10 protein-coding genes and 1 pseudogene are annotated in these 10,267 nt (G+C 62.3%); 9 read left to right on the top strand and 2 right to left on the bottom strand.

Annotated elements, in window-relative coordinates; translation table 11 throughout:
- The 9 genes from ACZXDY_RS43005 to ACZXDY_RS42965 form a co-directional block, all read left to right on the top strand.
- The coding region (locus ACZXDY_RS43005) for a hypothetical protein (protein WP_464349662.1) at positions 1-274 on the top strand (274 nt) is incomplete at its 5' end.
- Positions 275-283: 9 nt separating this feature from the next.
- Positions 284-1,198: a LysR family transcriptional regulator gene (locus ACZXDY_RS43000; protein ID WP_464349661.1), complete on the top strand. Its 915-nt coding sequence runs from the start codon at positions 284-286 to the stop codon at positions 1,196-1,198.
- 164 nt (positions 1,199-1,362) lie between these two features.
- Entirely contained in the window at positions 1,363-2,775 is a 1,413-nt protein-coding gene (locus ACZXDY_RS42995) for an MFS transporter (RefSeq protein WP_464349660.1), read from the top strand.
- Between the two features lie 214 nt (positions 2,776-2,989).
- Entirely contained in the window at positions 2,990-3,694 is a 705-nt protein-coding gene (locus ACZXDY_RS42990) for a haloacid dehalogenase type II (protein ID WP_464349659.1), read from the top strand.
- Positions 3,681-4,913 carry a CaiB/BaiF CoA transferase family protein gene (locus ACZXDY_RS42985; RefSeq protein WP_464349658.1) on the top strand — a complete coding sequence of 411 codons (1,233 nt, stop codon included), beginning with the start codon at positions 3,681-3,683 and terminating at the stop codon, positions 4,911-4,913. Before ACZXDY_RS42990 ends, ACZXDY_RS42985 begins: the two co-directional genes overlap by 14 nt.
- A 12-nt stretch (positions 4,914-4,925) precedes the next feature.
- Positions 4,926-5,342: a PaaI family thioesterase gene (locus ACZXDY_RS42980; RefSeq protein ID WP_464349657.1), complete on the top strand. Its 417-nt coding sequence runs from the start codon at positions 4,926-4,928 to the stop codon at positions 5,340-5,342.
- The gene (locus ACZXDY_RS42975; protein WP_464349656.1) at positions 5,339-6,769 is read left to right on the top strand and encodes an FAD-binding oxidoreductase; all 1,431 of its coding nucleotides are present in this window, start codon (positions 5,339-5,341) and stop codon (positions 6,767-6,769) included. The genes ACZXDY_RS42980 and ACZXDY_RS42975 overlap by 4 nt, the downstream gene beginning before the upstream one ends.
- Positions 6,766-6,942, top strand: a complete 177-nt coding sequence (locus tag ACZXDY_RS42970; protein ID WP_464349655.1) for a hypothetical protein — start codon at positions 6,766-6,768, stop codon at positions 6,940-6,942. The genes ACZXDY_RS42975 and ACZXDY_RS42970 overlap by 4 nt, the downstream gene beginning before the upstream one ends.
- A 675-nt stretch (positions 6,943-7,617) precedes the next feature.
- A complete protein-coding gene (locus ACZXDY_RS42965) occupies positions 7,618-8,886 on the top strand; it encodes an Hsp70 family protein (protein ID WP_464349663.1) in 1,269 nt (422 codons plus the stop codon).
- Positions 8,887-9,066: 180 nt separating this feature from the next.
- Here the strand turns inward: ACZXDY_RS42965 and ACZXDY_RS42960 are convergent.
- Positions 9,067-9,210 (bottom strand): annotated as a pseudogene (locus tag ACZXDY_RS42960) (helix-turn-helix transcriptional regulator); the annotation flags it as partial.
- Between the two features lie 124 nt (positions 9,211-9,334).
- The coding region (locus ACZXDY_RS42955; protein ID WP_464349654.1) for an alpha/beta fold hydrolase at positions 9,335-10,267 on the bottom strand (933 nt) is incomplete at its 5' end.

Raw genomic sequence — 10,267 nt, 5'->3', positions numbered from 1 at the left:
AGGTTCTGGCTGGCTGGTTACCCGCCTCGATACGCCGCCCTTCTCAGGCCGTCATCACCCAGATTCCGCCATAGCTCACAGCGCGGGCGCGAGTAACGTTCTCGTTTGCCTCATCCTGGTTGACTTCTATGAGCTCCAGTGCGCGCCGATCGATCGCCGCCGCTCGATTGTTCCGAAACTGATAAACCCGCCTCTGCAAGAGAGGACGTTGACGCCGATTGATCCAGATTTGTATTGTGGATTTTCTCTGCTGCATTATTCGCGATATCAATGACGGTAGGTCATGAACCTCAGATCTGTCGATCTCAATCTTCTGGTCGCTCTGAACGCTCTTCTCACAGATCTTCACGTGACCCGTGCTGCCGACAGGATTGGCCTTAGTCAGCCCGCAATGAGCAATGCGCTCTCCAGGCTGCGTCACATCTTCAAGGACGAGCTTCTGGTCCGGACGGCCAACGGCATGCAGGCCACGCCGCGCGCGATCGAACTGGCGGAGCCGGTGAAGCGGCTTTTGCGGCAGTTGGAGCGCCTGCTGGACAGCGAATCCGCTTTCGATCCGACCACCAGCACACGGAGCTTTTCCGTGAGGTTGTCCGATCTTCTCAGCCGTCTTCTTCTTCCCGCCGTCGGCAAGACGCTGGAAACGACGGCCCCCCTTGCTCAGCTTGACGTCGTGCACTATTCGCCCACGCATACGGTGGAGGCCCTGGAGAAGGACGAGATCGACCTTGCGATCTCGATGGGTCTCGCGCATTCGAATTCGATCAAGTCGGTCGTCCTGATGAAGGACCGGATGGTGTGCGTGATGCGCGAAGGCCACCCTTTGGCGCAGCGGCCCCTTACGATGGAGACGTTTCTCCGGGCGGCGCATCTCAAGGTCTCGATGTCGCCAACAGACCTCCGCTTCGTCGATGACGTGCTCGCCCGGCAAGGGCTGACCCGCCGGGTCGCGGTCAATGTTCCCCATTGGCTGCTGGTCCCGCACGTGCTGCGGGATTCCGATCTGCTGTCGGTCATGCCACGGCGCCTGGCCTTCGCGATGGTCTCGGAAGATCTTGCGATCAGAGATTTGCCGTTCGCGTCCGATCCCTTCGAATGGTCGATGTATTGGCACCGAAGGCACGATGCCAGTCAGGACCTGAACTGGTTGCGTTCGATCTTCGTCGATGCCGCGCGAAGCCTTCCCGACAGCGACTGAGAGAGGGCCGCTCACCGACCATCTTTCGAAAATCCGCTGCAACGGCAGGATTATTGGTCTACCAAATAATGGAATAGCGGATTCCGATTAGACGCCGCCATCCTGATCGCCATCCTGCTCCCAACAATTTCGGTCGATGTCTGTCGACCCCTTGGGAGGGATGGATGCAAGCGATTTCGGACGTACAGGTGGCATCGGTCAATGCGGGCGCACGCCTCGATCGGCTGCCGATCTGCGGCTTTCACTGGCGGATCCTCGCGCTGATCGGCGCGGGCATGTTCCTCGACGCCTTCGACATCTACCTCGCCGGCGGCGTTCTCGGAGCCGTGCTGAAGGAGGGTTGGTCAACACTCGAGCTCAACGCGGCGTTCGTCACCGCGACCTTCATCGGCATGACTTTGGGTGCCTGGTTCTCGGGCATTCTGGGCGATCGCTATGGTCGCCGTTTCTCCTATCAGGTCAATCTGGCCATCTTCGGCCTTGCCTCTCTGGCGGCGGCCCTTGCTCCGTCCATGCAGGCGCTGATCGCCGCGCGCTTCGTCATCGGGATCGGGCTGGGCGCCGAGATTGTCGTCGGTTACGCAACGCTGACCGAGTTCGTCCCTGCATCGTCCCGCGGCCGATGGATCGGTATCCTGGCCGTCATCACCAACTTTTCCCTGTTCGTCTCGTCGATGGTCGGCCTGTGGGTCATTCCGAGCCTCGGATGGCGCTACATGTTCGGCCTCGTCGGCGTGCTGGCGATGATCGTCTGGTTCCTCCGAAAGTCGATGCCCGAGTCGCCCCGGTGGTTGGCCGCTAACGGCCGCGCCGACGAAGCCGAAGCGATTCTCGCTCGCATCGAAGTGGAAGCTGCCAGGAAGGGGCCGCTGCCGCCGGTTTCGACCGTGCAGCGTGTGGAAGACGAGGGCGGATCCGTCTGGCGCCTGTTCGCACCGCCCTACCTCGGTCGGACCTTGCTCGGCAGCCTCCTGCACATCGTCGTCGGCTTCAGCCTCTACGGCTTCATCGGCTGGTTGCCGACGTTCATGGTGAAGGGTGGCCACAGCGTCGTGTCGTCGCTCGGCTACACGACCTTCATGTCTCTGGGCGGTCCGATCGGATCGCTGATCGGCCTGGCGCTGGCCGATGCGATCGGTCGCAGACCGTCGATCATCGGATCGTCGATCGCGGCGGCGGCCTTCGGGTTGGCGTATCCGTTCATGCCGGACGGCGCTCCGCTCGTCGTGGTCGGCTTCCTTCTCGTCACCGCAATCTACGTGATGTTGGCCACCGGCTTCGCCATGCACGTTCCGGAGCTCTTCCCGACCCGCTACAGGCTCCGTGGCACGGCCATCTGCGCGACCGCCGGGCGCGTGACGACGGCGTTGGTCCAATTCGTCGTCATCGCGATCTTCGCGTGGAAGGGGCTCGTCGGCGTGCTGGTGACGCTCGCGGGCATTCTTCTCTTCCAGGCGGTGGTCTTCATGATCTTCGGCTTCGAGACCAAGGGGCGCGCACTCGAGGAAGTCTCGGGCGTGCCGACCGGAACGGAAGCCTCGGCCTCGAGAGAGAAGGTCGTCGGCATCGGAGCCTAGCAGACACGGACCACAAGTAGCAGTGGGTCCGGAGATTCCCTTCGGGCTCAGGGCCGTCGAGCCGTTTGCAGAAGTTGTGATCCTGTAGAGCCGCGACGATAGTCACGACATTCACGTCGCGAATGTGCGCAGAAGAACAATCCATTTCGAAAATGATGATGAATGCGGTCAAATCCGGATCGTCCACTCAGCCAAAGAGCAAAGGGAAGAAGCAATGACCGACATCCAGAAACTGAAGGACACCATAAAGGTCTGCATGTTCGACCAGTACGGCACCGTCGTCGACATGCAGGGCGGCCTCGTCAAGATTGCGACGCCGTTCCTTAAGGAGAAGGGCTGGACGGGCAATCCGAACTCCTTCGTCACCTGGTGGCGCCGGACTCACTTCGAGAACTCAATGATCGACGCACTGCTCCACCGCGAGCACACGCCGTATCGCGAGATCGGTCACCGCGCCGTCTCCCAGGTCATGGACCGGTCGGGCATCAAGTACACAAAGGACGAGGTGAAGTACCTGGTGGGCGAGATCGAGAAGCTCGAATGCTTCCCCGAGGTGCCGGCCGCACTGGCGAAGCTGCAGACCAGGTACAAGCTGGTCGTGCTCTCCAACGGCGACCGCGACATGCTCGAGACGGCCAAGAAGTATCACAAGATCCCGTTCGACAACGTGATCTCCGTCGCCGAGGCGAACTCCTTCAAGCCCCACGTCGCGACCTACACGAAGGCGGCCGAGATACTCGGTCTCAAGATGGATCAGATCCTCTTCGTCGCCAATCACGCGTTCGACGTCATCGGCGCGAAGTCGGCCGGCATGCGCACCGCGATGATCAATCGCCGCGACCGTCCGTTCGAAGAGACGCCGCACAAGCCTGACGTCACCGTCCCCACGATGAAGGACCTCGCGGATGCGATCGTCTAGTACGGAAGCTCTCTCCGGCGTCAAGGTGCTGGACCTGTGCCGCGTCGTCTCCGGCCCCTTCGCCACGATGCACCTCGGCGATCTCGGGGCGGACGTCGTGAAGATCGAAGCTCCCCGTGTCGGCGACGAGAGTCGCCGATACGGTCCTCCGTTCGTCAACGGGGAGAGTTCGTACTTTCTGTCGGTCAATCGCAACAAGCGAAGCTGCGCGATCGATCTGAAGTCGCTGGCGGGGCGGGACGCGGTGATCGCGCTCGCCGGGGCCGCTGACGTCGTGATCGACAACTTCAGGCCAGGGACCCTCGACAAATGGGGCCTGTCCTACCCAGCGTTGAGCGGCGGCAACCCCAAGCTCATCCAGTGCAGCATCTCGGGGTTCGGCCGGACCGGTCCGGACGCGAGCCGGCCCGGTTACGACCTGATCCTGCAAGGCGAGTCCGGCGTCATGGACGTTACCGGAGATCCGGATGGCCCGCCGATGAAGGTCGGCACTTCCATCGCCGATCTGGTCACCGGCCTCTACGCATCGCAGGCGGTGCTCGCAGCACTCGTGAAGCGCGAGAGGAGCGGCGTCGGCGGACGCGTCGATGTCTCCATGCTGGACGCAATGGCCTCGCTGCTGACGTTCAACGCCGGCATGTACTTCGCGTCGGGAGAAAGCCCGAAGCGTCGCGGCAACGTTCACCCCACCATCAGCCCCTACGAAACCTTCGAGGCGAGCGACGGCTGGTTCAATCTCGGCGTCGCCAATGACAAGTTCTGGTCGCTGTTCTGCGCCGTCATCGGTCGCAATGACCTCGAAGCCGATCCCCGGTTCGACACAGCGCCCAAGCGGGCGGCGAACCGCGCCGCGCTTGGCGCGATTCTGCATCCGACCTTCAAGTCCGAGCCGCGCGACCATTGGCTCGAGATCTTCGGCGGCGCCGGCATTCCGTGCGGTGCGATCAGGACGGTCGGCGAGGTCTGCGAAGCGCCGCAGCTTGTTCAGCGCGACATGGTCCAGACCGTGAGGCACAGGGTCGCCGGCGAAGTCAAGTTCATCGCCCGGCCGCTGCGTTTCGACGACAAGCCGCCAACGCCGTCCACGCCGCCGCCGACCCTCGGCGAGCACACCGCCGAAGTGTTCGAGCACTGGCTCGGTTGGACGCGGAAGGAGGTGCTGGACTTCGCCTCCAAGGGAGCCTTCGGGGACGCTCCGCTGAAGCAGTCGGCCGAATAGGAAGCAGAACGGATGGACGAGGCGCAGGTTCGGGAACTGGTCGTGGCGGCCATGGGCGACGGTCGCCATGAATTCGGATCGTTCTTTCTGTCGCGCTTCTTCGGGATGACGGTCTCCTATGAGGCGGACGCCTGCATCGTCTCTCTCGACGTGAAGCCCTACATGTTCAACCCGCAGGGCTCGCTCCACGGCGGCGTGCTGGCAACGGCCCTCGACATCTCGATGGGACATCTCCTTAAACATCAGTTCGGCGCTGGCGCAACGCTCGAGATGAAGGTCCAGTATTTCGCCCCGATCCGGAGCGGCCTGGTGACCTGCCGTGCCAGCTTTCTGAGGCAGGGACGCAAGACCTTCTTCCTGCAGTCTTCGGCCCAGGACGGTTTCCGAGAGACGATCGCTCACGCGACCTCGACGTGGAAGCAACTGTGAACGACGTCGTCTCCAGGTTACGGGAGCTGCTCGGCTCCGACTGCATCACCGACCCGGCGCTGGCGGACGGATACTTTTCGGATTGGCGCGGTCTGCTTCGCGGTAAGGCGGCCTGCGTGCTGCGCCCCAGATCGGCGATCCTGCTCTCGCGGAGCATCCAGATCTGCCGTGAGGCCGGCGTTAGCATCGTTCCTCAAGGCGGCAACACAGGGCTCGTCGGTGGCTCGACGCCGGACGACACGGGCCTTCAGGTCGTGGTCGCCACCGGCGCCATGAACAAGATCAGGACGGTCGATGCCGTCGACATGTCTGTCGTAGCGGAGGCGGGCGCGACCATCGCCGAGCTTCAGAACGCGGCCGCTGAGGCTGGCGCGTTGTTTCCATTAGCTTTCGCCTCGGAAGGCACCGCCACGCTCGGCGGCGCGCTGGCGACAAACGCGGGCGGCATCTCTGCCGTAAGGTACGGGAGCGCGAGAGATCTCCTGCTCGGAATGGAGGTCGTGCTTCCCGACGGACACATCTGGAGCGGCCTGCGCACGCTGCGCAAGGACAATGCCGGCTACGCTCTCAAGCATCTCTTTGCGGGTTCGGAGGGGACGCTCGGCATTATAACGGCCGCGGCGATGAAGCTCGCGCCACTGCCGATCGGCCGCGAGGTCGCCTTCTGCGCAGTCGAGACCGAGGACCAGGTGCTGGATTTCTGGATTAAGCTGCGCGCAGCCGCCGAGGGGAACGTGCGGGCTATCGAGTACCTCTCGGGCTCATGCGTGGAGCTGGCGAGGCGCGAAGGGCTTCGTTCGCCTGTCGAGAAGAAGGACCACTATGTCCTTGTCGAACTGACTTCGAGCCGACCGGATGCCGGTCTGAAGGACATGCTCGAAGGGTTCCTCGCTGATCGGCTCGAAGACGGTACCATTGCCGATGCCGCGCTCGCCCAGAGCGGCGAACAGCAGAAGCAGATCTGGCGTCTGCGCGAGGACCAGACAGAGGTCCAGAAGAAGGCGGGCCGCGACTTCAAGCACGACGTCGCCGTGCCGGTCGCACAGGTACCCGAGCTGTTGCGCCGGAGTCGCGCCGACATCGAAGCCGGATTTCCCGACGTCTCGGTCGTTCCGTTCGGTCATGTCGGAGACGGCAACATCCACCTGAATGTCGTCATGCCGGTGGTGCTCGGCGCGGATACGGCCGCGGAGCAGGGCAAGCAGATCAGCCAGGCGATCTACGACATCGTGCTCTCACTCGGCGGCACGTTTTCGGCGGAACACGGCATCGGTCGGGCCAAGGTCGACCTGCTCGAGGGCAAGAGAGACCCGATCGAGCTCGATCTCATGCGCCGGATCAAGGCGGCGCTCGACGAGGACGGCTCGTTCAATCCCGGCAAGATATTCCGACCATCGCAAAGCGAACCCGCAGAGGTGCGACGATGAAAGCAGTCTATTTTCCTGGCGATCGCAAACTCGAAGTGGGCGACGCTCCGGATCCGACTCCAGGTCCGGGCGAGGTCATTCTCCAGATCAAGGCTTCCGGCATGTGCGCAAGCGACCTGCGGGCGGCCGACGGGGCGGATTCCATCGCTTTAGCCAAAAAGTTCGAGCGATGACTACTGGTCGCCCTTAGCCGAGAAGGGCTCGTCGGCGTATCAATCGATACCGTCGCCGCTGGCCTTGCTGGCCGGCGCGAGATTGTTGTTGGCGATGACGGGATGGTGATGGTCATCATCCCTCTGAACGAACCGCTCCCCTCCTGACGATGCGCAGTCGAAAGCTTGAGCACCTTCTTGCAATGGTCATCGCTCAATCAACCGCCAGCCGCCTCCTGGCTTTCGGTACAGTACCGCAGTGTGCCTGTTAAGGTCGCTTAGGCGATGACTCTTGAAACGCTCTGCTCTCGGTCGAGAGTCGGAGGAAGCTAGCCCGGTTCACCCAGAACTGGTATGCCCGTGAGCGCCGCCGACTCAGGTCAAAGGGCGGCTTGGCCCGAGCGTCGCTTTTCGTACAACGTGTCTCATTCGCCGGGGACTGATGACGATTGACGGTATCGAACCGAAAAGGGTGAGCAGCGGCGGTGGCCATTGCGCCTAAGGACATGCGCTCACTTTATCGATTGACCTCGATAGCTGGCGAAGGAGCCATATCTCAAAGCCACGGAAATTTTACTGTGAATTCAAGACCGAAACGTTGGGACGGATGTAGGGGCGGGATTTGTCCGTCAACTTTGAGAGATTGTGCTTGCAATTCAACACGGTACTGCAGTCTTGGATGATCGAGTGGGAATAATTCACTCCCGCCCCGGAGCGGTTTGCGGTCTGGACTTTGGGACGTCGAACACTACGCTTGGGACAATCATCGGCGATAGCCCGGTGTTGGCCGCGCTTGAGGGCGATCACGTCACGATTCCAAGCGCAATCTTCTACAAAGCCGGCGCCGGCACCCATATCGGCCGTCGTGCCATCGAAGCTTATGTCGAGGGTGACGCCGGGCGACTGATGCGCAGCCTCAAATCGGTGCTCGGCACGACGCTGATCGACGAGACCACCCGCGTCGGCCGCGAGCGCGTCAGTTTCCGTGATGTCATCGCTTACTATATTGGCGCGGTGAAGCGGCGCGCGGAAGAGATCGTCGGACACCCGTTGCGTCACGTCGTGCATGGCCGCCCGGTCCATTTCATCGATGACAATCCGGCTGGCGATGCCAAGGCGGAGGCGACCTTGCGCGATATAGCCAAGCGAATAGGCTTTGAAGACATCTCATTTCAGTTCGAGCCGATCGCAGCGGCGCTTGACTACGAACGTCAAATCGGGACCGAGGAAATCGCGCTGATCGCCGATATCGGCGGCGGAACGTCGGACTTTTCAATTGTTCGGTTGTCGCCGGAGCGGCATCGCCATGCCGAGCGCAAGGACGATATCCTGGCCAACGACGGCGTCCGCATCGGCGGCACCGATTTCGATCGGTATCTCAGCCTTGGTGTCGTGATGCCCTTGCTCGGCTATCGCTCGGCCATGAAGCGGGAGGATCTGGAAGTCCCGTCGAGCTATTTCCACGACCTCGCGACGTGGTCGAGCATCAACCGCATGTATGACTCGAAAGTCATCAGCGAAATACGTCAGGTGCGTTATGAGGCGAAGCAGCCGGAATTGCTCGATCGTCTGGTGCGGGTGCTCGACGAGCAGCGCGGACACACGCTTGCGATGGATGTCGAAGGCGTCAAGATAGGGCTCTCGGAGACGCCGAAATCCAACATCGCGTTGGAGTGGATCGAGAAGGGCCTGGAAGCCGAGGTGCGACGCAAGGATCTGGTCGGTTACACCCAGCGTCTTGCCGACCGCATCGAGGCGCGGATCGACATTTGCCTGAAGCAGGCGGGCCTTGCGGGAGCCGACATCGACGCGGTGTTTCTGACCGGAGGGTCGGTTCAACTGGCCCATGTCCGCAAGGCAATCACGGCGAAACTGCCGGCGGCGCGGGCGATTGATGGCGATACGTTCGGGGCTGTCGGCAAGGGACTGACCATCGAGGCCGCACGGCGTTACGGGACCTCTTAAGGGGCGCTCACGCCGGCGGCGAGCCAGGCCTCCCCGAAGGCTTCGTCGGCCGCTAGCCATTCCCAGGCCCGGCCTCGCCGTCCGCGAGGCGCGCACGCTTCTTCACAGGCGGCTGATGTGTCCGACTGAGCGTTGCAATCACCGCCGCAGGCGAAGCCGCAGCGGCGGCATGCTCGCGGTGCGGGGCGAGAGGGCAAAGCGCCTCGGGAATTCGCCCCGCTGCTCCATCTCGTAGATCGTGCTGTCGGCGAGCGGAACCATCTCACGTAGCTGTTGACGACGGATAGTCCGCCGCAGTGGGACGTTAGATGATGTTATTGCCATTCCATGCCTCCTATCGGTTTGCGGTCTTGAGATACAAAGCGATAGGTGCGACGCCACCGAGGATGCGCAGGGCGCCGTTCGAAGAGCATCCCGATCACCGACGGCAGGTCGCGTCGGCTCGCCGTCATTCATCAGAAGCGGGGCATGACTTGGAATCGTGAGGATCGTGCCCTTGTAGGCTGCGGACGAGGAAATCGAACACTCGTTGCGATTGGTCTGGCAAGAAGTGATAACCCTCTTCAATGAAATAGACTTCGGCGTTGGGAACATGCCGCTCGAGCCGAAGGCGTGTGTCATAAGAATCGATAAGCGCGTCACGCCCGCCCACGATGGCGAGGAGCGGCATTGCGAGCGCCTCCAGTGCTGCATTGCTAAGCTGCGGAATCTTGACAGCGCGTGGTTTGATAGCCCGGCTGATACTCTCCATGAGAGGGGAGATCGCCTCAAGATCGATCGGTAGATGCTTCGGTGCTGGTCCGAACACCTTTTCAACAATCTTCTGCTTTCCCCAGGCTCCGAGCAGCAAATAGGGTGCGACAGCGAGGAGAAAGTTCTTCTGCCGTCCGATGCCTGCGGGGCAGATCAGCGCCAGCGCGGAAGCTCGTGACGGCCGCCGCATGGCATAGTCGAGCGCCAGCCAGCCGCCGAGTGATGTGCCCACCAGCGCTGCACGGGCAAGTCCAAGCCCGGTGAAGACATCGTCGAGCCAGAGCGCGTAGGTGTCGCCGATGAGCGGCGGCCTCACCCGAGCGCTCAGTCCAGCCTCGCCGATCATATCGACCGCATAAAGCCGGAAGCGACTTGACCAGAGTGCGATGTCGGGCCGCCATGCGGCGCTGTTCGCCTGGGCGCCGTGGAGCAGGACCACGGGAGGCGCCGTCTCGGGACCGCAGGCGAGCACGAACGTCGCGCCTTGCGAAGTCGACAGTTCAATCTCCTGTTTTGGCACAGGCCAGTGGTCGAGCACGGCGCGGTATTCCCGCGAGCTATGGCGGAATCTGGGTGATGACGGCCTGAGAAGGGCGGCGTATCGAGGCGGGTAACCAGCCAGCCAGAA

Source organism: Bradyrhizobium sp. LeoB3, from assembly GCF_055456055.1.
This window is presented reverse-complemented; position numbering and strand designations above follow the sequence as displayed.